17 protein-coding genes are annotated in these 22,407 nt (G+C 71.2%); 4 read left to right on the top strand and 13 right to left on the bottom strand.

What is annotated here, in order from left to right; genetic code table 11:
- Positions 1-16: 16 nt before the first annotated feature.
- Together ACGFNN_RS09270 and ACGFNN_RS09275 are read right to left on the bottom strand one after the other, a co-directional pair.
- The gene (locus ACGFNN_RS09270; protein WP_393554262.1) at positions 17-1,090 is read right to left on the bottom strand and encodes a FecCD family ABC transporter permease; all 1,074 of its coding nucleotides are present in this window, start codon (positions 1,088-1,090) and stop codon (positions 17-19) included.
- Positions 1,087-2,154 (bottom strand): FecCD family ABC transporter permease, encoded by a 1,068-nt coding sequence (locus ACGFNN_RS09275; RefSeq protein ID WP_393554265.1) that lies wholly within the window; start codon positions 2,152-2,154, stop codon positions 1,087-1,089. Before ACGFNN_RS09275 ends, ACGFNN_RS09270 begins: the two co-directional genes overlap by 4 nt.
- A 164-nt stretch (positions 2,155-2,318) precedes the next feature.
- On the opposite strand from ACGFNN_RS09275, the gene ACGFNN_RS09280 reads away from it, so the two are divergent.
- Positions 2,319-2,900 carry an MSMEG_1061 family FMN-dependent PPOX-type flavoprotein gene (locus ACGFNN_RS09280; RefSeq protein ID WP_393554267.1) on the top strand — a complete coding sequence of 194 codons (582 nt, stop codon included), beginning with the start codon at positions 2,319-2,321 and terminating at the stop codon, positions 2,898-2,900.
- Positions 2,901-2,967: 67 nt separating this feature from the next.
- Here the strand turns inward: ACGFNN_RS09280 and ACGFNN_RS09285 are convergent, their stop codons facing one another.
- Positions 2,968-3,198, bottom strand: coding sequence for a hypothetical protein (locus ACGFNN_RS09285; protein ID WP_393554269.1), 231 nt, complete (start codon positions 3,196-3,198; stop codon positions 2,968-2,970).
- A gap of 117 nt (positions 3,199-3,315) precedes the next feature.
- Here ACGFNN_RS09285 and ACGFNN_RS09290 point away from each other — a divergent pair, with 117 nt between their 5' ends.
- Complete coding sequence (locus tag ACGFNN_RS09290) at positions 3,316-4,326, top strand: YdcF family protein (RefSeq protein WP_393554271.1); 1,011 nt, start codon at positions 3,316-3,318, stop codon at positions 4,324-4,326.
- A 31-nt stretch (positions 4,327-4,357) separates the two neighbouring features.
- Here the strand turns inward: ACGFNN_RS09290 and ACGFNN_RS09295 are convergent, their stop codons facing one another.
- The 10 genes from ACGFNN_RS09295 to ACGFNN_RS09340 all read right to left on the bottom strand — a co-directional run bounded on the left by ACGFNN_RS09295 (position 4,358) and on the right by ACGFNN_RS09340 (position 19,435).
- The gene (locus ACGFNN_RS09295) at positions 4,358-5,743 is read right to left on the bottom strand and encodes a hypothetical protein (protein WP_393554273.1); all 1,386 of its coding nucleotides are present in this window, start codon (positions 5,741-5,743) and stop codon (positions 4,358-4,360) included.
- A gap of 62 nt (positions 5,744-5,805) precedes the next feature.
- Positions 5,806-8,892 (bottom strand): glycoside hydrolase family 3 N-terminal domain-containing protein, encoded by a 3,087-nt coding sequence (locus ACGFNN_RS09300; RefSeq protein WP_393554275.1) that lies wholly within the window; start codon positions 8,890-8,892, stop codon positions 5,806-5,808.
- A gap of 90 nt (positions 8,893-8,982) precedes the next feature.
- On the bottom strand, positions 8,983-10,860 hold the full coding sequence (locus tag ACGFNN_RS09305; protein ID WP_393554277.1) for a discoidin domain-containing protein: 1,878 nt from the start codon (positions 10,858-10,860) through the stop codon (positions 8,983-8,985).
- Between the two features lie 10 nt (positions 10,861-10,870).
- Complete coding sequence (locus tag ACGFNN_RS09310) at positions 10,871-12,283, bottom strand: GH1 family beta-glucosidase (RefSeq protein WP_393554279.1); 1,413 nt, start codon at positions 12,281-12,283, stop codon at positions 10,871-10,873.
- A gap of 61 nt (positions 12,284-12,344) precedes the next feature.
- Positions 12,345-13,331: an ABC transporter ATP-binding protein gene (locus tag ACGFNN_RS09315; protein WP_393554281.1), complete on the bottom strand. Its 987-nt coding sequence runs from the start codon at positions 13,329-13,331 to the stop codon at positions 12,345-12,347.
- Positions 13,328-14,404 carry an ABC transporter permease gene (locus ACGFNN_RS09320; protein ID WP_393554283.1) on the bottom strand — a complete coding sequence of 359 codons (1,077 nt, stop codon included), beginning with the start codon at positions 14,402-14,404 and terminating at the stop codon, positions 13,328-13,330. The genes ACGFNN_RS09315 and ACGFNN_RS09320 overlap by 4 nt, the downstream gene beginning before the upstream one ends.
- Before the next feature lie 167 nt (positions 14,405-14,571).
- Complete coding sequence (locus tag ACGFNN_RS09325) at positions 14,572-15,552, bottom strand: ABC transporter permease (RefSeq protein WP_362541781.1); 981 nt, start codon at positions 15,550-15,552, stop codon at positions 14,572-14,574.
- A complete protein-coding gene (locus ACGFNN_RS09330; RefSeq protein WP_393554286.1) occupies positions 15,549-16,631 on the bottom strand; it encodes an ABC transporter ATP-binding protein in 1,083 nt (360 codons plus the stop codon). The genes ACGFNN_RS09325 and ACGFNN_RS09330 overlap by 4 nt, the downstream gene beginning before the upstream one ends.
- A gap of 19 nt (positions 16,632-16,650) precedes the next feature.
- Entirely contained in the window at positions 16,651-18,330 is a 1,680-nt protein-coding gene (locus ACGFNN_RS09335) for an ABC transporter substrate-binding protein (protein ID WP_393554288.1), read from the bottom strand.
- Positions 18,331-18,460: 130 nt separating this feature from the next.
- The gene (locus ACGFNN_RS09340) at positions 18,461-19,435 is read right to left on the bottom strand and encodes a LacI family DNA-binding transcriptional regulator (RefSeq protein WP_393554290.1); all 975 of its coding nucleotides are present in this window, start codon (positions 19,433-19,435) and stop codon (positions 18,461-18,463) included.
- Between the two features lie 529 nt (positions 19,436-19,964).
- On the opposite strand from ACGFNN_RS09340, the gene ACGFNN_RS09345 reads away from it, so the two are divergent.
- A complete protein-coding gene (locus ACGFNN_RS09345) occupies positions 19,965-21,554 on the top strand; it encodes an amidase (protein WP_393554292.1) in 1,590 nt (529 codons plus the stop codon).
- Between the two features lie 239 nt (positions 21,555-21,793).
- Positions 21,794-22,366, top strand: a complete 573-nt coding sequence (locus ACGFNN_RS09350) for a MarR family winged helix-turn-helix transcriptional regulator (RefSeq protein ID WP_362541793.1) — start codon at positions 21,794-21,796, stop codon at positions 22,364-22,366.
- The last annotated feature ends 41 nt before the right edge of the window (positions 22,367-22,407 follow it).

The raw sequence follows: 22,407 nt of genomic DNA on the forward strand, positions 1-22,407 counted from the left end.
GCCGGGCGTACGCGCGTCAGCCACCGGTGCCGCCTCGGTTGGCGCGGGCCAGGAGCAGGAGCAGGTACGGGGCTCCGATGATGCTGGTCACGATGCCGACCGGAAGCTGTACCGACGGCAGCAGGTGCTGGCCGGCGAAGTCCGCGACCAGCACGATCAGGGCTCCGGTCAGCGCCGCGTGCGGCAGGGCGGCTCCCCGTCCGGGGACCAGGCGGCGGGCGATCGGGCCGGCCACGAACGCCACGAAGTTGACCGGGCCGGCCGCCGCGGTGGCGACGCCCGCGAGGGCGGTCGCGCAGCCGAGCAGCGCCAGTCGGCCCGGCTCGACACGGGCACCGAGGCCGGCCGCCGCGTCGTCACCCAGCTGCAGCGGCCCCAGCGAACGGGCGGCCAGGGCGGTGAGCGGCACGAGGGCGGCGAGGACGCCCAGCAGCGGCCACACCTGGCCCCACGAGCGGCCGTTGAGGGTGCCCGTCAGCCACAGGTAGGCCTCCTGGGCGTCGACGGTGTCGGAGCGCGCCATGACGTACCAGACCACGCTGGTCAGTCCCGTGCCGAAGCCCACACCGATCAGTACGAGCCGCTGTCCCGCGACGCCCTGGCGCCACGCGAGGAGGTAGATGGCCGCCCCCGCGGCCACCGATCCGACCAGCGCGCTCGCGGACAGGGCGAGGCCGCTGACCTGGAAGAGCAGCGACGCGGTGATGGCGAAGGCGCTCGCGCCGGAGCTGATGCCGATGACGTCGGGGCTGGCCAGCGGGTTGCGCAGGACGGACTGGAAGACGGCTCCGGAGAGTCCGAAGCCCATGCCGACGAGGACCGCGAGCAGGGCGCGGGGCAGCCGGAGTTCCAGCAGGACGAACTGCGATCCGCCGTCGCCGCCCCCGGTCAGGGTCGCGAGGACCTTCGGGAGCGGGATGACCATGTCGCCGACGCAGAGTGAGAGGGCGAACATCGCCACCACGGCGGCCAGCAGACCGGCGGCCACCAGCACGGAGCGCCTACGGCCCCGGGCGCGTGTGCGCCTCACCGCGCGTACGGCGTCCTCGACGCGGGCGGCGTGCGGTTCTTCGAGCACGGTCGCGGTCACAGCTCCACCTGCTTCCTGCGCCGGACGAGCCAGATGAAGGGGATACAGCCGATGGCCGCGGTGACCACGCCGACCTGCACCTCGCCCGGCGGGGCGACGACCCGGCCGACGATGTCGGCGAGGAGCAGCATGACCGGGGCGAGCACCATGCTGTACGGGAGCACCCAGCGGTAGTCGGGTCCGGTGATCAGCCGGGCGGCGTGCGGGACGGCGAGTCCGACGAAACCGATGGGGCCTGCCACGACGGTCGCCGCGCCGCACAGCAGCACCACGGCGAGCGCGGACGTCAGCCGGGCGAGTCCGACCCGCTGGCCGAGGCCGCGGGCCAGGTCGTCGCCGAGCGAGAGGGCGTTGAGCTGCGGGCCGAGCAGCAGTGCGAGGACGGCGCCGACGGCGATGAAGGGGGCCACCTGCCACAGCACCTCGGCGTCCCGGGCGGTGAGCGCGCCGAGCTGCCAGAAGCGGAAGCGGTCGTAGCTCTCGCGGTCCTGGAGCAGGACCGCACTGGTCACCGAGGTCAGCACCGCGCTGGTCGCCGCACCCGCCAGGGCGAGCTTGACCGGGGTGGCGCCCTCACGGCCCAGCGAGCCGACACCGTAGACGAGGAGGGCGGCCAGCAGGGCGCCGAGGAAACCGAACCAGATGTACTGGGTGGCGAGGGTGAGTCCGAAGAAGCTGATCGAGCACACCACGGCGACCGACGCGCCCGCGTTGACGCCGAGGAGCTGAGGATCGGCGAGCGGATTGCGGGCGACACCCTGCATCACCGTGCCGGCGAGGCCCAGCGCGGCGCCGGCCATGAGACCGGCGACGGTCCGCGGGATACGGACCTCCTGGACGATGAGCTGTCCCTTGACCGTGAGGTCCGGGTCGAGGACCCCGTGCAGCACGTCGGAGAAGGCGACGTCCCCCGAGCCGACGGCGAGGCTCGCCAGCACCGTCAGCAGGAGGACGGCCAGGGCGGCGAGGAGGCCGAGGGCCAGGGCGGGACGGCTGCGCGTGCGGCGCCGCTCGGGTATCCCGGTCTTCTGCTCCTGCGCTCCGTGGAGGACCGTGCCGCTCACAGCCGGTACGCCCGGGGCGGCGACATGCGGTTGCGCACTGTTCCTCACCCTTTGCTCGTGGCCCCCGGGACGGGATGCGCCCGCGAGCATAAGTAAGGTTAGCCTAACAGTGTTTTCTGGCCGGCCGGCCTTCGCGGCCGCGTCAACGAGGTACGGAGAGCCCCTTGTCGAACGCCGCGTCCCCGGCCCCCGCCGTCCTGCCCTCCCCGAGTGGCGACCCGCTGGCCGGGGCGGTCCCCCTGGAGTCGGCGGAACAGCTGCGGGAGATCCTCGGCGAGCCGTGGCCGATCGTGATCGACAAGGTCCACGACGAGCTGACCGAGGCCGATCTGGACCTGCTGGCCCGCGCGCCGTTCTGCGCGTTGTCCACGTCGGACGCCGAGGGGAACTGCGACACCTCCCCGCGCGGCGGCGAGCGGGGTTTCACCCGAGTGCTGGACTCCCGCACCCTCGTACTGCCCGACCTGCCGGGCAACCGGCGCGGGGACAGCTTCCACAACGTCCTCGCCAACCCGCACGTGGGCCTGCTCTACCTGATACCGGGCGCGATGACGGTGCTGCGGATCAACGGGCGGGCGCGCATCCTCACGGACGCCCCGTTCTTCGATGACATGGCGGTCAAGGGGAGGCGCCCGGATCTGGCGCTGGTGGTGGACATCGACGAGATCTATCTGCACTGCCCGGCGTCGCTCAAGCGCTCGGGTGTGTGGGCGCCCGAGACGTGGGAGGGGGCGGCGACCGCCTGACGCCGGAGGTACGCCGGACCGGTCCCCGGCACGCGGTGCGCCGCGGGGACCGGCACCGGTCCCCGCCTCAGCTGTTGCGGGCTTCCGCCACCGTGTCGATGACCGTGGAGGCGGTGGAGGCCGTGGCTCCGGCCGCGCCGTCGACCAGTTCGCCCAGGCCGCCGGCGTCGAGGGCTCCGAGCGAGACGGGCTGCCCGGCCGCGTGGGCCGCGTCCCCGTCTCCCGGGTGCGGACTGAGCGCGGCGATGACCGCGCCGGTGGCGAACGTGAGGACGGCGAGTGCGCTTCGCTTCTTCATGCCGGATCAACGGCGCAGGGCCCCCGGAGGACACGCCGGATCCCGGCGGCCCTCGCCGGATCCGGAATCGGCCCACCTCCCCGTCCGCCGGATCCGCGCCCTGCCTACGCTGTGCGCATGGTGGTCTACGCCCCGGCGGCGCTCCTTCTCCTCGCGTTCTTCGTGGGTGTCTCGCGTGAGCGCCGCAGGTTCAGCAACGCGGTGATCCTGGGGCTCGCGGCCCTCTGCGCCCTGGCGGGTCTGCTGTACCGGCTCGTCTCGTCCGGTGCCGCTTCGGCGCGGGTCGTGGCGGTGTCGCTGCTGGTTCCGGGTGCGTTGGCCGTCCTCGTGCTGACGTACTTCCTGTTCGTCAACGGCGTACGGATGCTGCGCAAGGAGGGCCGGAGCCCGTCCAACCTGCTGTCGTTGCTGTGCGCCCTGGCGATCCTCGCCGTGCTCGCCCTGCTCGCCGTCGCCGCCGTGGTGCGGACCCCGGTGCTGATCGCGGTGGCGGCCACGGCCGGTGGGCTGGCGCTCTACTTCTCGTTCCTCTTCCTCTGCTTCGTCTGCTACGCGTTCCTGTACGGAAGGCTGTGGGTGCGCCGCAGGGCCGACTTCGTGGTGGTGCTGGGTTCGGGGCTCGTCGGCGGGTCGACGGTGCCGCCGCTGCTCGCGAGCCGGCTGAAGCGGGCGCGGGAGGTCCACGCACGGCTCTCCCGGCGCGGCGGCTCCCCCGTACTCATCACCTCGGGCGGGCAAGGGCCCGACGAGGACCTGCCCGAGTCCCACGCCATGGCGGACCACCTGGTGGCCGAGGGCTTTCCCGCCGGTCTCGTCGAGCGGGAGGACCGGTCGACCACCACGGAGGAGAACCTGAGGTTCAGCGCGGCGCTCATGGAGAAGGCGATTCCCGGATACCGGTGCGTGATCGTCACGAACAACTACCACGCCTTCCGCGCCGCCCTCACCGCCCGGCGGGTCGGGATCCGGGGCCAGGTGGTGGGCGCGCCCACGGCCGCGTACTTCTGGCCCAACGCGACGATCCGCGAGTACACGGCGATCCTGCGGGACTACCGGCGGAGCAACGCGGTGATGTGCCTGCTGATCGTCCTCGGCGGGGTGGCCCTCTGGTGGACCCGGCTGAGGTGATCCCCGGTTCCGTGTGCTCCGGCGAGGCGGATCAGAACCCGCCGCCGTCGAAGCCGCCACCTCCGCCGAACCCTCCGCCGTCGCCGAAGCCTCCGCCGCCGAAGCCCGAGGAGTCGAAGTCGGAGCCGGAGAAGTCACCGCCGCTCCAGTCGCCTCCCCCGCCTCCGCCGAAGTCGCCGCCGCCGTACTCGGCCGCGTAGGCGGGGGTGGAGAGCATCGAGCCGAGCATGGTGCCGACCAGCAGGCCGGGGAGCAGGCCGCCGCCGAAGTAACCGCCGGCCCAGGGGCCGTAGGCCGGGCCCGCCTCCCAGTAGGGGCGCCGGCGGCCGTCGCCGACGTCGACCGTACGGCTCATCGGGTCCTCGCCCTCACGCAGCCGGACCTGGTCGGCACCGCAGACCGGGACCTCGCGGGCCGCACCGCCGGAGGGCGTCCACCGGACGTCGGCGACCGAGGGGCCGTGCCGGGGGTCGAAGAAGCAGGGTGGCCGCCGGGCCGGAAGGGCGCGGCCCTTGCGGCGGGCCTCCAGGACGGCGAGCGAGAAGCGGCCGTCCTCCAGGGCCTGGGTGACCCCGCGTACGTCGGACGGATGGCGGGCCTCGCCCATGCGGGACTTGGCGTTCTCGTAGGAGTCGAGCGCGCTCTCGTAGTCGGAGCGCATGGCGTCGTCGGCGCCCTTCTCACCGGGGTGGAAGTCCAGCCGGTCCAAGGTCTCGCCGTACGCGGTGATGTCCTCGTCGACGACGACCCTGAGCTTCTCCAGGGCGGCCCGCTCCTCTTCCTCCCTGCGCTTCCTGCCGCGGCGCACGACGGTGAACGCCGTCGCGCCGCCGACCAGGACCACGCCCGCCAGCACAACCAGTCCGGCGACCGGGGCGCCGTTCGCCGCGCCGTCGTCCGCGGTGCCGCCGCCGGACCAGGAGGGCGGGGCGCTGCCCCTGGCCTGCTCGACGGCCCGGTCCACGAAGGCGTTCAGCTGGGTCGCGGTGTCCGTGTCGGAGCCGGGCGCCTTCACCGCGGTGGTGAGGTTGTCCACGGCCCGGGTGGGCATCACCTGCGGGTCGGCGCCGGCGTCGAAGCCGTCGCCGAGACGGACCGCGTAGACACCGGTGATCCCGGTGTCGCTGCGCAGGTTCTGCAGGAGGTTCTCGGGCGGGTACTGGGACGTCGCGGGCAGCACGGCAACGAAGACCGGCTTGTCGGCGTCGATGATCTTCTTCTCGAGGGCGGCCTCCTGGGAGGCCGGGAGCTGCGCGGCCGCCGCCGGGTCCACGTAGACGGGGTCCTGGCGCAGCGCCTGCGCCGCGTCGTCGATCGTGGCGGGGGCGGCGTGGGCAGTGGAGGACATGGCCAGCAGTGCCGCCGTGAGAATCAGCAGCAGGCAGGCCCACAAAGGAGCGAACAGCCTCTTCCGCATACTCCGAAAGTAACCCGAACGGGTGATAAATGCGTCACCCGCCCGGGTCATCTCTCATGCTGTTACACGGCCCGGTAGGCCGTACGCAGCTTCGCCACCGCGCCGGTGAGGTCACCGGTGAGCAGCAGGTGGTCGGCGTCGGCGAACGGCTTGGACACCGCCGCCGTCAGCTTTCCGCCCGTCTTCCGCTGGACCAGGAGCCTGGCCCGGTCGACGATCTCCTTGCCCACGGCCGTCCTCCCGAGGCCGGCCTTCTCGGCGACCTGTGCGGCGACCGCGAGGGCGGTGAGGGTGACCTCGCCGCCGGCCGGCACCGGCTTCAGGGTGGTGAGGCCCCAGCCGTACGGGAACTGCGGGTCGTAGTCCGCATCACCGACGTTGACCGGCAGCTGCGACTCCGACTTCGGCCAGGTCACCGGGAGCTGCCCGGTGAAGGGCCGCTTGCCGTAGAGGACGTCGGCGACGCCGTCGCCCTCGGTGCCCGGCAGCCAGGAGGCGACCAGGGCGTCGATGTCGCCGAGCCGGTCCCCGACGAGCTGGGGGCGGCCCGAGACGACGAGCACCGCGCACTTCATGGCGGCGCAGACCGTGTCGACGGCCTTCTTGTCGGCGTCGGACAGCTCCAGGTCGTGGCCGTTGCCGACGTCACCGATGCCCTCGGCGTACGGCTTCTCGCCGACGACCACGACACCCACGTCGTAACCGTCGGTCGGGGCGGAGGCGTCCTGGGAGAAGGTCGCCGACGAGGTGTTCTTCTCGATCCCGTCCAGGATGGTGGTGCCGGTGGTGGTGGCACCGGAGGCGCCCTGCCAGCTGACGGTCCAGCCGCCGGCCTGGTTGCCGAGGTCGTCGGCGTTGGAGCCGGCGACGTACACCTTCTGGGCGGCCTTGAGCGGGAGCACCGGGCCGTCGTTCTTCAGCAGCACCTGGGACTTGGCGGCGGCCTCGCGGGCGACCGCGCGGTGGGCGGCGGAGCCGACCTCGTCGAGGTGGGTGGTGTCGGCGTACGGCTTCTCGAAGAGCCCGAGGCGGAACTTCTGGGTCAGGATCCGGGACACCGCGTCGTCGATCCGGGCCTGGCTGATCCGGCCGGCGGTGACCTCGTCCTGGAGGGTCTTCGTGAAGTCCTGGTAGGCGGTCGGGACCATGATCATGTCCAGGCCGGCGTTGACGGAGGTGCGGACGTCGCTCGCGTAGTCACCGGGGATCTGGTCGATGGCCTGCCAGTCGCTGATGACGAAGCCCTCGAAGCCCATCCGGTCCTTGAGGACGCCGTTGATCATCTCGGCGTTGGCGTGCATCTTCACCGGGCCGGCGTCGTCGCCGATGATGTCGAGCGAGGAGTAGGACGGCATGACCGTGCCGACGCCCCGCTTCACCGACTCCTCGAAGGGCGCCAGGTGCACGGCTTCGAGTTCCTGCCGGGTGACCTTGGTGACGCCCTGGTCGATGGTGTACGAGCCGGTGGTGGAGGAGCCGAACTCCGTGCCGCCGTCGCCGACGAAGTGCTTGGCGCTCGCCAGCACCTTGTCGTTGCGGTCGAGGTCGCTGCCGTCGGCCTTGCCCTGCATGCCGGTGATGACCGTCTCCATGGCCTTCACCAGGGCGGGGTCCTCGCCGTACGCCTCGTAGGAACGGCCCCAGCGCTCGTCACGGGTGACGCAGACGCAGGGCGCGAAGTCCCAGGGGATGCCGGTGGCGCGGACCTCGCTCGCGGTGACGGCGCCCGTCTTCTCGGCGAGCTTCGGGTCACGGCCGGCGCCGATGCCGATGTTGTGCGGCATGATCGTCGAGCCGATCACGTTGTTGTGGCCGTGCACCGCGTCCACGCCGTAGATCAGCGGGATCTGGAAGCGGGTGGCCTGCGCGCGCAGCTGGTAGGCGTCCACCATCTTCGCCCACGCCTCGGGCGTGTTCGGGGTGGGCACCGAACCGCCGCCGGAGAGCAGCGAGCCGAGGTCGTACGTCGCGATGTCGCCCTGCGACCTGAGGGCGTTGCGCTCGGCCTGCGTCATCTGCCCGGCCTTCTCGGCCGGGGACATCCGCGACAGCAGGTCCTTGACGCGCTTCTCCACCGGGAGCTTCGCGTTCTGGTACGGCAGCCCGTGGGCGTCGATGACGACCTGCGGGTTCTCCTTGGGCGCCTTGGCGCCGGTGACCGTGAGCTCCAGCGGGATGGTCTCGGCCGACTCGGCGCCCTTGTCCCTCGTGGTGGACACGGTCACCGTGTGGGTGGTGCCGGAGGCGGTTCCCGCGGGGAAGGTGTGGGTGCCGGAGACCGGGGTGTAGTCCTTCCCGGCCTCCGCGCTGCCGCCCTTGGTGGTGTACGCGACGGTGACGGGTTCCTCGGTGGGGGCCGAGCCGGTGGTGGCGACGGAGATCCCGATGTCGGCGGTGCCGCCCTCCTTGACCGTGTGCACGGCGGAGTCGACGACGACGCTCGACTTCAGGGCCGGGTCGGCCTTGCCGTAGAGCTCCACGGCGTCCATGGCGAAGGAGCCGGGGGCGCCGGTCGGGAACGTGACGGCGTAGCCCCACATCTCGTTCAGGCCGAGGACCTGGTCGATGCCTCCGACGGGCTGGTAGTCGGCCCGGTAGACGAAGTCCGCGAAGGGGATCTCGACCTGGTGCCAGCCCTCCCAGTCGTCGGTGAAGGAGGTCGTCCAGAGCTCGGAGGCGCCGCCGTTGGCTCCGCCGTCCTTGATCTCGAAGTTGATCCGCTTGCCCGAACCGGGCGGCAATGGCGCGGTGTTCTGGCCGTACCACCAGAAGCGGACCCCCTTGTGGGCGGTCCAGTCCTTCGGGGGCTGGTCCACGGCGAACTCGTGGCTGAACCCCCCGTAGGCGCTGATGTCGTACGTGCCGGAGAGGACCTTGGCGCCCTCGGGGGCGTCGGCGCGCTCCTCGAACTTCATGGCCGGGTGGTCGTCGGCGTCGCCGCCCCAGGTGAAGAGGGAGTCGGCGGGCGGGTTGCCGAGCGGCACCTCGCCCTCGTAACGGTCGACCAGGACGGGCGCGGGTTCGTCTGCGTCGGCCGCCACGCTGGGGACGGCCCCGGCGAGGAGGGAGGCGAGGACGGTGGCCGCGGCGAGCGCGGCCGTGGCCGGTCTCGCGCGGTGGCGTGCGCGGGCGGGCGGTGTTCTGGACATGATGCGGCTCTTTCTTCCTGCTCCGGTGATGTCTCCGTGCGGTGGGGCTGTGGGGCGGTGGGGGCTGTGGGGCGGCCGGGGCGGGGCCGGTCACTTCTGTTCGACGCGCACCCAGTCGATCTCGGCCTTGACGCCGCCCTGGGCGACCCGGTCGACGCTGGACTGCGGGAGGCCCCAGTAGGGCTGGGTGACCTTGTTCCACCCGGCGGGGTAGGCCCCGCCGAGGGCCAGGTTGAGGATCACGTACTGGTTGTGGTCGAAGACCCACTTGCCGCGGGTGGACTCCAGCTTCTGGCGGGAGGTCTGCTGGACGACGCGGTCGTCGACGGTGAAGGTCATGCCCTCGGGCGTCCACTCGACGCCGTAGGTGTGCCACTGGTCGGCGCGGCCGCCGCCCGGGTAGGTCTGCTGCTTGCCGATGTTGCCGTCGGCGGAGTACCCGGGGCCGTGCAGGGCGGAGCTGGTCCAGTCCCCGTAGCCGATGTTCTCCATGATGTCGGTCTCGCCGGAACCGGGCCAGGAGACCGCCGGGTCGTCGACGTCGCTGCCCAGCATCCAGAAGGCGGGCCAGAAGCCGTCGCCGACGGGCAGCTTCATGCGGGCGCTGACCTTGCCGTAGGTGAAGTCGAACTTGGTGTTGGTGTCGATCCGGCCGGAGGTGAAGTCGAAGGTGCCGTTGGGCGTGGAGGTGCAGCCCTTGCAGTACTTCGACTCCAGGACCAGCGAGCCGTTCTCCGTACGGATGTTGGCGGGTGAGTCGACGTACGCCTGCGACTCGCCGTTGACCGGGCCCATCTCCGTACCGGTGCGCACCACACGCCACTTGGAGCGGTCCAGGCCGGAGCCGGTGAAGTCGTCGAAGAACTTCGTGGTGTACGTGCCGCCGGGGTTCTTGGGGAGCGCGGGGTAGGCGGCGTTCGCGCTGCCGCCGGTGCCCCAGACCTGGAACTCGTACAGGGAGTAGCCGAACTGGGCGGTGGACGGGGCCGGGTTGTAGAAGGAGCGGCGCTCCTTGCCGAGCATCCGTACGTAGCGGCCGGTGGCGGGCGTGGGCAGGGTGATCGTGTCGTGCCGGCCGACCGCGTCGCCCGGGGACTTCACGTCGGCGCGCCGCGCCTCGACCTCGGCGGCGGAGGGGCGGTGGACGGTGCGCCAGGTCCGGTTGTCGTCGGAGACCTGGATCTCGTAGTCGACGGCGTAGGCCGCCTCCCAGTACAGGTCGACGCTGCTGATGGCGGAGGTGGCACCGAGGTCGACGCCCACCCAGCGCGAGGCGTTCCAGTCTGAGGACCAGCGGGAGGTGTCGGCCTTGAGGTCGGCGGGCCATCCGCCGTCGGTGACGTAGGCGGGTGAGTTCCCGGCGTGCTGGTAGAGGTCGCCGTAAGCGGGGTGGTTGAGGGCGAGGTTGGTGCGGGTCGTCGAGGCGGGGGCCGGCTCGCCGCCGTACACCTGGAAGGAGAAGAGGGAATAGCCGTAGGGGGTGGCGCGTTCGACGCCGCGCATCCGGACGTAGCGGCCGGTGACCTCCTGCGGGTAGGTGTGTGCGGTGACGGTGCCGCCGGTGCCTTCGGTCTCGGTGTAGAAGGGGGTCCAGTCGGTGCCGTTCCTCGACACCTCCAGGACGTACCGCTTGCCGTACGCGGCCTCCCACTCCAGCTTCACCTGGTTGATGCGGATGGTGGCGCCGAGGTCGATCCGTATCCATGCGTTGTCGGCGAAGTCGCTGGACCAGCGGGTGGCGGCGTTGCCGTCGGCGGCCGCGCCGGGAAGGGTGCCGCCGTTCTCGCTCCCGGACGCGGTGACCGCGCCGGGGTTCGCGGCGTAGGCGGACGCCGCCCTGTCGGTGTCCCAGGCCGCGGCGGCGGCCTTCACCGCGGGGTCCGGGGCGGGGGCGGCGAGGGCCATGGGGGTGGCGAGGGAGATCAGGGCTGCCGCGGTGGTGGCCAGTAAGGTCGCGCGAGAGGGCATCGGGATGCTCCTATTCGGATCGGCTGTTGCGGGTGAGCCGGATGGTGTCGCGGTACCACTTGGCGCTGTCCTTGAGCGTCCGCTCCTGGGTGTCGTAGTCGACGCGGACGATGCCGAACCGCTTGTCGTAGCCGTAGGCCCACTCGAAGTTGTCCATGAGCGACCAGGCGAAGTAGCCGCGTACGTCGGCGCCTTGGGCGCGCGCCTCGGACACGGCGGCGATGTGGTCGGCGAGGTAGGCGGTGCGGCCGGTGTCGGGGACGGAGCCGTCGGCGGCGACGGTGTCCTCGAAGGCGGCTCCGTTCTCGGTGATGACGGTCGGCAGCGCGTAGTCGCGCTGGAGCCGCACCAGGAGGTCGGTCAGCTCGGTCGGGGTGATCTCCCAGTCCATGGCCGTACGGGGCAGGTCGCGCTCGATCCCGCGCACGACGGGCAGGCCGTCGGCGTCGGTCGTCGACCCGTCCTCGGTGACGCCGGAGAACACCGCGCCCCGGTAGAAGTTGACGCCGAGCACGTCCATCGGGGTGGCGATGGCGTCGAGGTCGCCGTCCTGGACGGGCAGCGCGATGCCCTGAGCGGCGAGGTCCTCCACCACGTCCCGCGGGTAGTGGCCGTGGACGAGGGGGTCGAGGTAGAGGCGGGTGCCCATGCCGTCGGCCCGGCGGCAGGCGTCGCGGTCGGCGTCGCTGTCGGTCTCCGGGGTGGCCGTGCCGAGGTTCAGGGTGATGCCGAGCTCGAGGGGGTTGCTCCCCGCGGCCTCGCGCATCTGCCGGGCGGCGAGGCCGTGGCCCAGAAGCAGGTGGTGGACGGCGTCCATGGCGTCGCCCATGTCGGTGCGGCCGGGGGCGTGCGCCCCGTAGGCGTAGCCGAGCATCGCCGAGCACCAGGGCTCGTTGAGGGTCGTCCAGTGCTCGACCCGGTCGCCGAGCGCCTCGTAGGCGAGCATGGCGTACTCCGCGAAGCGCAGCGCCGTGTCGCGGGCCGGCCAGCCGCCGGCGTCCTCCAGCTCCTGCGGCAGGTCCCAGTGGTAGAGGGTGATCCAGGGGGTGATGTCCCGCCCCTGGAGCTCGTCGATCAGCCGCTTGTAGAAGTCGAGGCCCTTGGCGTTGGCGGGCCCCCGGCCGCCCGGCTGGATACGCGGCCAGGCGAGCGAGAACCGGTAGGTGTCGACGCCGAGCCCGGCGATCAGCTCCACGTCCTGGGGCATCCGGTGGTAGTGGTCGCAGGCCACGTCACCGTGGTCGGCGCGGTGCACGGCGCCCGGGACCCGGCAGAAGGTGTCCCAGATCGACGGGGTGCGGCCGTCCTCAGCCACCGCTCCTTCGATCTGGTACGAGGAGGTGGCCACGCCCCAGCGGAAGTCGGCAGGGAGTCCCTGGACGGCGGCGGGCTGCAGGCTGCTGCGGGGGGTGACGAGATTCATGGGTCTCCGTAGATCCGTTTGTTCTGTGGGGTGAGGAACGGCCGGACGGCCGGGCGCACGGTCAGTCGTGCAGCCAGCAGGCGACCTCGCGGTCCTGGCCGGCGTCCGGCGCGGCAAGGACGGGGACCCGCTGGGAGCAGGGCTCGAAGGCCTTGGCGCAGCGTGGGTGGAAGGCGCAGCCGGTGGGCATCGCCGAGAGGTGGGGCGGGGATCCGGGGATGCCGTTGAGCTCGCGCCGGGGGCCGTGCAGCGCGGGGAAGGAGTGCAGCAGGCCGTCGCTGTACGGGTGGCGCGGGTCGCGGTAGATGTCCGCGGCTCCCGCCTGCTCGACGATCCGTCCGCCGTACATGATGGCGATCCGGTCGGAGAACTCGATGAGGAGCGAGATGTCGTGGGTGATGAACACGACGGAGAAGGAGAGCCGTTCCCTGAGCTCGACCAGCTTGCGCAGAATCTGACGCTGCATCACTACGTCGAGTGCGGTGGTCGGTTCGTCCATGATGACGATCTCGGGTTCCAGCGCGAGCGCCATCGCGATCATCACGCGCTGGCGCATGCCGCCGGAGAGCTGGTGCGGATAGGCGGCGAGCCGGTCGGCGGAGATCCCGACGAGGCCGAGGAGTTCCTCGGCGCGGGCGGTCCTCTCCTCCGCCCGCATCTCGGGCCGGTGGGCCTTCAGTACGTCGGTGAGCTGGCTGTGCACGGTGTGCACCGGGTTGAGCGAGTTCATCGCTCCCTGGAACACGATCGACAGTTCCTGCCAGCGGAAGGCACGCAGCTGGTCCGGGGTGAGGGAGAGGATGTCGACGGGCTCGGCGCCCTTGCGGTGGTAGTGGACGTCACCGCCGGTGATCACTCCGGGCGGGGAGAGCAGCCGGGTGACGGCGTACGCCAGCGTCGACTTGCCCGAGCCCGACTCGCCGGCCAGTCCGAGCACTTCGCCGCGGTGCAGGGTGAGATCGATGTCGCGCAGGGCGTGCACACCGCCGGCCCCGGTGCCGTAGTCGACGTTCAGGCCGCTGATGGTGAGGATCGGCTCGGCGGTCATTCGCTGTGCTCCTTGCTGGGCGTGCCGGGCGATTCGGGGGCACCGGCGGGCACCGGCTCCCCGGAGGTGCCGGAGCGGACCACCGGGGTGAAGGCGGGCGCGGCCGGCTCCGCGGGGGCTGTGGTCCGGGCCACGGGGGTGAAGCCGACCCGCATCCGGACCTTGCGGGAGGCGCCGGAGGCGGTGCGCAGGCGCGGGTTGACGAACTCGTCGATGCCGAAGTTGATCAGTGACAGGGCGGTGCCCAGCAGGGCGATGCAGAGGCCGGCGGGGACGAACCACCACCAGGCTCCCTGTGCCAGGGCCTGGTTGGACTGGGCCCAGAAGAGCACGGTGCCCCAGTTCCAGTGGGAGATGTCGGCCACGCCGATGAAGGCGAGGGTGATCTCCGAGAGGATCGCGAAGATGACGGTCCCGACGAATCCGGACGCGATGACCGCCGTCAGGTTCGGCATGACCTCGAAGAGGATGATCCGCCAGGTCGACTCGCCGGTGGCCCGGGCCGCCTCGACGTAGTCGCGGCGCCGCAGGGAGAGGGTCTGGGCCCGCAGGACGCGCGATCCCCAGGCCCAGGAGGTCAGGGCGATGACCGCGGCGATCAGCAGGTCCGTGGTGTTCTCCACGAAGCTCGCGATGATGATGATCAGCGGCAGTCCGGGGATGACCAGGAAGATGTTGGAGAGCATCGACAGGACCTCGTCGGCGGCTCCCCCGAGGAATCCCGCGCTGACCCCGATGATCACGGACAGCACGGTGGCGAGGAGACCGGCGAGGAATCCGACGACGAGCACGCCCCGGGTGCCGACGAGGATCTGCGAGAGCACGTCCTGCCCGGTGTGCGTCGTCCCGAACCAGTGCGCGGAGGACGGGGGCTGGAGCAGCTGGTCGCTCATCGCGTCGGGGTCGTAGGGCGCGATCCAGGGGCCGATGACGGCGAGGAGCACGAAGAACGCGAGGATCAGCAGCCCGGTGCGGGTCTTGCCCCCGCGCAGGAAGCGCAGCCTGGCCCTGGTCGGCGGGGCGGGGGCGGGGACGTCGTCCAGTACGGCTACGTCGGTGGCGGTGACGGACATGGCTCAGGGCCTCTCTTCCGGGGCGGGCCGGATCAGGGAGCGTGGTCTGGTGCGTGCAGCCGCAAGGCGGAGGAGGGAGGCGACGCGGAGCGTCGTCGAGTGACGACAACGCCGCGGATGCGCGTGCCAGGCCACGCGAGCCCGGCCAGTCCCGGAAGAGAGGCCCACTACGCCTCCTTACGGGTGCGCGGGTCGAGGAGGGCGTAGGCCATGTCGGCCAGCAGGTTCGCGGCGAGTACGGAGAGCGTGATGACCAGGAACACGCCCTGCATCAGGGGGTAGTCCTTCGCCCCGACCGCCTGGAGGAGCCGGAAGCCGATGCCGGGGTAGTTGAAGACCATCTCCACCAGGAGGGTGCCGCTCACGATGAAGCCGAGGGAGAGCGCGAAGCCGGAGATGTTGGGCAGCACCGCGTTGCGGGCGGCGTAGGAGAACATCACACGGCGCTCGGAGAGCCCCTTGGCCTGCGCCACCATGACGTAGTCCTCGGAGGAGACCGTCACCATCATGTTGCGCATGCCGAGGATCCAGCCGGCGACCGCGCTGAGCACGATCGTCACCCCCGGGAGCACGCCGTGGTAGAGCGCGCTGGAGATGAACGGCCAGTCGAAGGCCGGGACGAGGGAGCTGTCGTAGCCGCCCTCGAAGGGGAATATCGGCCACTTGACCGCGAAGACCGCGATGGCGATGAGCCCCAGCCAGAAGTAGGGCACCGAGGAGATGAAGGTGGTGACGGGAAGCAGGCTGTCGAGCCAGGATCCGCGCCGCCAGCCGCTGTAGACGCCGATCCCGGTGCCGAGCAGGAAGCTGATGAGGGTGGTGATGCCGACCAGGGCGAGCGTCCAGGGCATCGAGTCGGAGAGCACCTCGCCGACCGGGGTGGGGAAGTAGGTGAAGGAGAGCCCGAGGTCGCCGTGGGCCAGGCTCGACCAGTAGTCGGTGTACTGCGACCAGATGGACTGGTTCTCGTCCAGCCCGAACAGTGCCTTCAGCGAGGCGATGGCGCTGGTGTCGAGCTGGCCCTGGTACTTGCTGAGCAGGGCTTCGACGGGGTCCCCAGGCATGAGCCGGGGGATCAGGAAGTTGATGGTGATCGCGGCCCACGCGGTGACGGCGTAGAAGGCGAGGCGCTGGAGGACGTACTTCACTTCGCCGACTCCTTCGTGGTCACGTCGCCGGCGTGTCCGCCCGCGGTCGCGGGGTCGTACAGCCAGCAGGCCGCCCACTGGCCGTCGGCCAGGTCGAAGCGCGGCGGCAGTTCGGTGCGGCAGCGCTCCATCGCCTTGGGGCAGCGCGGGTGGAAGCGGCATCCGGCCGGAGGGGTGATCAGGGACGGGGGTTCGCCGCTCCCGGCCTCCTCCTGGTCGGCCTCGTCGGCGACCCGGTCCGGGTCGGGGGCGGAGGCGATCAGCAGCTGGGTGTAGGGGTGTGCGGGGTGCTGGGTGACGGTCTCGCTGTCACCGCCCTCGACGATCCGGCCCGCGTACATCACCAGGGTGGTGTCGGCAAAGTAGCGCGCGGACGCGATGTCGTGGGTGATGTAGAGGATCGCGAGGCGGAGCCGCTCCTTGAGGTCGCGGAGCAGGTTGAGCACCCCGAGCCGGATCGACACGTCGAGCATCGAGACCGGTTCGTCGGCGAGCAGCACCTGGGGGTCGGCGCCGAGCGCGCGCGCGATCGCGACGCGCTGGCGCTGCCCTCCCGACAGCTCGTGCGGGAACTTGTCCAGGTACTGATGAGGAGGAGTCAGCTGGACGCGTTCCAGCAGGGCCGTCAGGTTCTTCTCCAGTTCCGCCTCCCCGCTGCCCGCCCTGCCGTGGATCTTCAGGGCGCGGGTCAGGTGGTAGCGCACGGTGTGCACCGGGTTGAGCGAGGCGAAGGGGTCCTGGAAGATCAGCTGGACCTGCTTGACGTACGTGCGGAAGGACCGGCCACGCCCGGCCTTCACCGCCGTGCCGCCCAGCTCGATCTCCCCCGCGGTGAGCGGGTACAGCTGGGCGAGCAGTCGTGCGACGGTGGACTTGCCCGAGCCCGACTCCCCCACCAGCGCCGTGACGGTGCCTCGCCGGAGCTTCAGCGAGACGTCGTCGACGGCGTGGACGGTGCGGTGTCTGCGGGCGACGATGTCGCCGGCGGTACGCCGTACGGGGAAGTGCTTGGTGACTCCGCGTGCTTCGAGCACCACTTCGTTCGCGGTGCGCACGTCTGCGGACTGTTCGGTGGTCATGGCCGGTTCTTCCCCGTACTTACTTGGCGGGCTTGAGGTTCAGCACGACTTCCAGCGCGTCGGGCTGGGTGTGCTGCGGGGCTGCGTACGGGTCCTGCTCGGTCGGCCACCCCACCCAGTTCTTCGTGGAGTACTCGGCGCCGATCGGGGCCGCGGCGGTCGGGATGACCGGCGCCTGCTCGACCATGATCTTCTGCAGCGTGTTCATGGCCTTGGTACGCGTGGCGTCCTCGGTGGCGTTGGCGTACTCCCGCAGCGCGGCGGTCGCCTCCGGGCTCTTGAAGCGGCCGAAGTTGCCCACCTGGGAGGACTTGCCGATGGGCTGGAGGATCGCCTCGTCCATGATGTTCTGGTACATGTCGTACGGCGTGGCACCGCTGTTGGTCCAGTGCAGGGTGGCGTCGAAGTTGCCGGTGGCGACGTCGGTGCCCCACGCCTCGGCGGTCTGGGTCTTGACCTTCGCCTCGATGCCCAGCTGCTTGATGTTGTCCTTGATGATCGAGAGCCCGGTGATGTAGTCGTTCCAGCCGGCCGGGTCGGTGAAGGTCAGCGTCACCGGCTTGCCGCTCGGGTCCTTCAGGACACCGCCGCTGAGCTTGAAGCCCGCGTCCGCGAGGACCTTCTTGGCCCCGGCGACGTCGGGGGCCGTGGTGGCGCTCTTGTACTCGGGCGCGAGGAAGGGCTCACCGGCGGGCAGCGGGATGCCGGTCGGGTTGGTGATCTCCGGGTACAGGGTCGCCTGCGCCTGGATGTGGATCGCCTTGCGGTCGATGACCATGGCCATGGCCTTGCGCACGGCCGGGTTGTCGAACGGCTTGCGGGCCGTGTTGAACCACAGGCCGTGGATGCCGAGGCCGGAGGGGAACCACAGCTTGTGGTTCTTCTGGTCCTTGGCGATGTACAGCTGCTTGTAGTTCGGCATGAAGACGAACGACCACTCCAGCTTGCCGCTGGCCAGCGCCGTGGTGGCGGCGCTGTTGTCGTTGTAGCCGGTGTAGCGCAGCTCCTTGACCTTGGTCTCGCCCTTCCAGTACTTGGACGTGGCGACCAGGGTCGTCGTCTGCGGGGTGAACGTCTTCAGCTTGTACGGCCCGGAGCCGACCGGGGTGCGGTTGGGCCAGGTCTCCGGGTTCTCGACCTTCTCCCAGATGTGCTTGGGCACCACGAAGGTGGAGGTGATCTTGTTCTGGTTGACGAACTGCGAGTCCTTGAAGGTCAGGACGACCTTCTCGCCCTCGACCGCGATCCCGTCGAAGGGGATGCCGTTGCTGTTGAGCGCCGGGTGCTTCTTCAGGAGTTCGAAGGTGAAGGCCACGTCCGCGGCGGTCAGTGGCTTGCCGTCGGCCCACTTGGCGCGCTTGTCGAGCGTGAAGGTGAGCTTGGTGAAGTTGGACTCCCAGTCCCACGCGGTCGCCAGCCAGGGATCGGCCTTCTCGGTGGGGCGGATCTGGTTGGGCATCGCCAGCGGCTCGTAGACCATGAAGCGGTAACCGAGCGTGGCCGCCGCGGAGGTGGCCAGGAACGGGTTGCTGTTGTCGGCCTGCGGGCCGTCCGGCTTGCCGAGGGTCAGCACGCCGGTGGCACCGGCGCCACCTCCCTTGTTGGCACCCGAGTTGGCGGACGAGCAGCCGGCGGCGAGAGCCACCACGGCAGTGGCGACTGAGAGCGCTCTCAGAGTGTGACGGCGGCGTACGGACATGGCGACTCCAGGAGGACTGCGGGTCTGGGAGATCCGGTATGGACAGCGCTCGACGCGCCGGGGCGGGTGGTGCGGGTGCCGTTGCGGCGGGTGCGGGGATACGGGCGGGTGCCCGGCGGGGCCGGGTCCGTTACGGCGCCGAGTGGCGCACGACCAGTTCGGTGGGCAGGACGACGGGGCCGTCCGGTACTGCGGTGCCGCCGAGGTGTGCGAGCAGCAGCCGGGCCGCGGCCTCGCCCATCTGGCGCGTGGGCTGGTGCACGGTGGTCAGCGGCGGTTCGGTGTGCTCGGCCATCGGGATGTCGTCGAAGCCGACCACCGCGATGTCGTCGGGTACGCGGCGGCCGGCGGCCCTCAGTGCGCGCAGGACGCCCGCCGCGGTGATGTCGTTGTGGGCGAACACCGCGTCGAACTCCGTCCCGGCGGCGAGGAGTTCCTCGACGGCGAGACGGCCCCCGCGCTCGGTGAAGTCCCCGTGCACCACCAGATCGGTGGGCAGGACCGAACGGAACCCTTCGAGCCGGTCGCGTACGCAGCCGAAGTGGCTCGGACCGGTGACGACCAGGGGTCTGGTGCGGCCGGCGGCCCGGAGATGGCGGGCCGCGGACGCTCCCCCTTCGTGATTGGTGGTCACGACGGAGGGGAATTCGGGGTGGTGCCCCCGGTCGTCGATCAGCACGATCGGCAGGCCGGAGTGGTGCAGGGCGGTGAGCTGGTCGAGCGTGTTCTCCGGCTCGACGACGACGAGACCGTCGAAGGCGCGCGCCGACACCTGGGTGGTGAAGCGCTCGACGGACTCGGCACCCCGGTTGCAGGTGAAGAGCAGCAGCCCGTAGTCGGCGGCCTCGACCGTGTCGACCACACCCTGGAGCACCTCCCCCATCCACGGCCAGGTGAGCGAGGGCACCAGCATCCCGACGGTGCGGCTGCTCCCACGGGCCAGTCCGACGGCCCCCGAGCTGGGTACGTAGCCCAGGTGTGCGATCACTTCACGAACACGGGCCGCCGTCGAACCGTCCACTTCCCCCTTGAGATTGATGACCCGCGACACGGTCGTCTTGCTGACGCCGGCCTCGCGGGCGACATCGGCGATGGTGACACGCATCGGGGCCTCCAGGGACAAGGCGGGGCAGGGGAGTTGAAGCAGCGGTGGTACCGGTTCCGCAACCGGTACCGGAACCGGTACCGGGGTTGCGGCTGGAGTTAACCGCGCTGGAACAGAGGCGTCAATACTTCACGTCGAGATTGGTCCGTACCCATGCGCGGCGACCCTTCGGCGACCACCTCGTTCACTTCTTGAACATGCACGCCTCTTGACGTGGCGGCCGCAGGACAGTTCACTCGCGATCGCACCCTTGTCGCCGTACGGGCGTCGACCCTTGCGTTCACTTCACCGCCCTCTTATCGTTTGGGATCAAACAAGCAGGGGAGTCCCGCGCTGCCCATCGGCGGGCGGGTGACTCGCCGGCACCTGAGGGCCCCACCGCGATCTGGGAGCGGGCTCCGCCGGCCGGCCCGGACCGTGGCGCCGATCCGCCCGCCCCGCGCCGCCGGCTCCTCCTTCGCCCGCACGCCGCGTGTCCGCCGCCCGGACACACCGAGCGGCGTCCGGCCCGATCCCTCTGGAAGGCCTCATGCCCAGTGCACCCCGCCGGACCTCCGCCGACTCCCCCACGACCTCTCTCGGCAGACGGCGCTTCCTGTCGGCGTCAGGGGCCCTGGGGGCGGGCGCGGCGCTCGGCGGAGCCGCTCCGGCGAGCGCGGTGGCCGGAACCGGCCGCCGTCCGGTGCGCCCCGACGAGATCGTCACCCTGGAGGCCCGTCACCTGGCCTCGGCCGTGAAGCTCCGTCAGGTGTCGTGCGAGGAGGTCATGGAGGCTTACCTGCGCCACATCGAGGAGTTCAACCCGAAGGTGAACGCCGTCGTCGGCATGCGCGATCCGGAAGCCTGCCTGGACGAGGCCAGGGAACGGGACCGCGATCTGCGCCGGGGCCGCTACCTGGGCTGGATGCACGGGCTGCCGCACGCGGTCAAGGACCTCTCCCCCGCGAAGGGCCTTCCCTGGACGGAGGGTTCCCCCGTGCACCGGCACCGGATCGCCTCCACCGACGCGCTCTTCGTGCAACGGATCAAGCGGTCCGGGGCCGTCGTCATCGGCAAGACCAACACCCCTGAGTTCGGTCTGGGGTCCCAGACGTACAACTCCGTCTGGGGCACCACGGGCAACGCCTACGACCCGTCGCTGACGGCGGGAGGCAGCAGCGGGGGCGCCGCCTCGGCGGTGGCGCTGCGGATGCTGCCGGTCGCCGACGGCAGCGACTACATGGGGTCGCTGCGCAACCCGGCCGCCTTCAACGGTGTGGTCGGTTTCCGGCCGAGCGCGGGACGGGTCCCCAACCCGGGGTACGTCGCCCAGCTCGGGACCGCGGGACCGATGGGCCGTACGGTCGCCGACGTGGCCGCCCTGCTGTCCGTGATGGCCGGTCCCGACCCGAGCGCACCGCTCGGGATCGACGAGGATCCCGAGGTGTTCGCCGCCTCACTGAAGCGCGACTTCCGTGGCACCCGGATCGCCTGGGTCGGGGACTGGAACGGTCACCTGGCCTTCGAGCCGGGCGTGCTGGACGTGTGCCGCAGGTCCTTCGCCGCCTTCGAGTCCCTCGGCTGCACGGTCGACGAGGCCGTCCCCGACATGCCGCCCGAGGAGGTCTGGAGCACGTTCCTCGCCTGGCGGTGGTGGAACAACCTGGGCCTTCACGACCTGTACGCGGATCCCGGGACCCGCTCCCGGATGAAGCCGGAGGCGGTCTGGGAGGTGGAGCACGGGGTCGGCCTGAGCGCCCTGGACATCTCGCGTGCCGTAGCCGCGCGCGACCGGTTCCACCAGTCCCTGCGCAGGCTCTTCGACACCTACGACTACGTCCTCGCTCCCACGACGCAGGTCTTCCCCTACGACAAGGAGGTCCACTGGCCCGCCTCCGTGGGAGGCCGCCGGATGGACACCTACCACCGGTGGATGGAGACGGTCGCGCCCTGGTCGTTGAGCGGTCTGCCGGTCGCCGCCGTTCCGGCCGGTCTCGACGCCGCCGGGTTGCCCACCGGCGTGCAGCTGATCGGCAAGGACCGGGCCGACCTGGCCGTCCTGCAGCTGGCCCACGCCTACGAGGGGGCGGCCGCGTGGGCGAGCACGACTCCGCCGCTGCTGGGGCGGGGCCAGGGGTGAACCTACCGGGGCCGCGGGCGGGAGCCCCCGGCCCCGGGGCTTCCCTGCCGTCCGGCGGAGGAGCCTCCACGCCCGGGGGCTTCCCCGTCGTCAGGCGGGTGAGCCTCCGGGCGTGGACGAAGGCGGCCTCCCGGCCCCGGGCGAACCGGACGAGTACGGCGGTGACGCCCGTAGAATGTGTGGCCGGACGACCGCGGGGCCTGCGGGACCGCGGTCCGGCGTCGACGCGAGGAGCCACCGTGCCAGGCCAGCGTTCCATCAGCGAGGCGGAGAAGCTCGCCGGGGAGAAGCTCGGCGGCATCCCAGTCCGCCGCGAGCAGATGGCCGCGGTGGCCAACATCTACCGGGCCGCGTCGGCCGTGCGCCAGCACCTGGAGAACTCGGTGCTGCGGGGCGCCGACCTGACCTGGACCGCCTTCGTGGTGCTGTGGGTGGTGTGGGTGTGGGGCGAGTCCGAGACCCGCCACGTGGCGGAGGAGTCAGGGGTCTCCAAGGGGACGCTGACCGGGGTCGCCCGGACGCTGGAGTCGCGTGGGCTGCTGCGGCGCACCGGGCACCCGACGGACGGCCGTCTCGTGCTCCTGGCGCTGACGCCTCAGGGCGAGGACTTCATGCGACGCGTCTTCCCCGAGTTCAACGAGGAGGAGGCCTTCGTCACCGGCCGGCTGAGCGACCAGGAGTGCCGTGAACTCGCCGACGGGCTGCGGCGGGTGGTCCTCCAGGTCGAGGAGGAGGGCGAGGACCGGCGCGCGGCCCTGCTGAACGGCGAGAAGCCCTCCCCCCGCCGCAGCGGCCGGCGCGCGAAGGGCTGACCCGCCGCTCCCGTACGGAGTGGGAGCGGCCGGACGCCCAG

This window comes from Streptomyces sp. NPDC048590 (assembly GCF_043199535.1).
Lineage (GTDB): Bacteria > Actinomycetota > Actinomycetes > Streptomycetales > Streptomycetaceae > Streptomyces.

What these genes read in the sequence shown, in the direction of transcription:
- ACGFNN_RS09335 (WP_393554288.1), bottom strand. Translation starts at nt 18,330, where the DNA reads ATGTCCGTACGCCGCCGTCACACTCTGAGAGCGCTCTCAGTCGCCACT.
- ACGFNN_RS09300 (WP_393554275.1), bottom strand. Translation starts at nt 8,892, where the DNA reads ATGTCCAGAACACCGCCCGCCCGCGCACGCCACCGCGCGAGACCGGCC.
- ACGFNN_RS09305 (WP_393554277.1), bottom strand. Translation starts at nt 10,860, where the DNA reads ATGCCCTCTCGCGCGACCTTACTGGCCACCACCGCGGCAGCCCTGATC.
- ACGFNN_RS09345 (WP_393554292.1), top strand. Translation starts at nt 19,965, where the DNA reads ATGCCCAGTGCACCCCGCCGGACCTCCGCCGACTCCCCCACGACCTCT.
- ACGFNN_RS09310 (WP_393554279.1), bottom strand. Translation starts at nt 12,283, where the DNA reads ATGAATCTCGTCACCCCCCGCAGCAGCCTGCAGCCCGCCGCCGTCCAG.
- ACGFNN_RS09340 (WP_393554290.1), bottom strand. Translation starts at nt 19,435, where the DNA reads ATGCGTGTCACCATCGCCGATGTCGCCCGCGAGGCCGGCGTCAGCAAG.
- ACGFNN_RS09330 (WP_393554286.1), bottom strand. Translation starts at nt 16,631, where the DNA reads ATGACCACCGAACAGTCCGCAGACGTGCGCACCGCGAACGAAGTGGTG.
- ACGFNN_RS09315 (WP_393554281.1), bottom strand. Translation starts at nt 13,331, where the DNA reads ATGACCGCCGAGCCGATCCTCACCATCAGCGGCCTGAACGTCGACTAC.
- ACGFNN_RS09285 (WP_393554269.1), bottom strand. Translation starts at nt 3,198, where the DNA reads ATGAAGAAGCGAAGCGCACTCGCCGTCCTCACGTTCGCCACCGGCGCG.
- ACGFNN_RS09320 (WP_393554283.1), bottom strand. Translation starts at nt 14,404, where the DNA reads ATGTCCGTCACCGCCACCGACGTAGCCGTACTGGACGACGTCCCCGCC.
- ACGFNN_RS09290 (WP_393554271.1), top strand. Translation starts at nt 3,316, where the DNA reads ATGGTGGTCTACGCCCCGGCGGCGCTCCTTCTCCTCGCGTTCTTCGTG.
- ACGFNN_RS09295 (WP_393554273.1), bottom strand. Translation starts at nt 5,743, where the DNA reads ATGCGGAAGAGGCTGTTCGCTCCTTTGTGGGCCTGCCTGCTGCTGATT.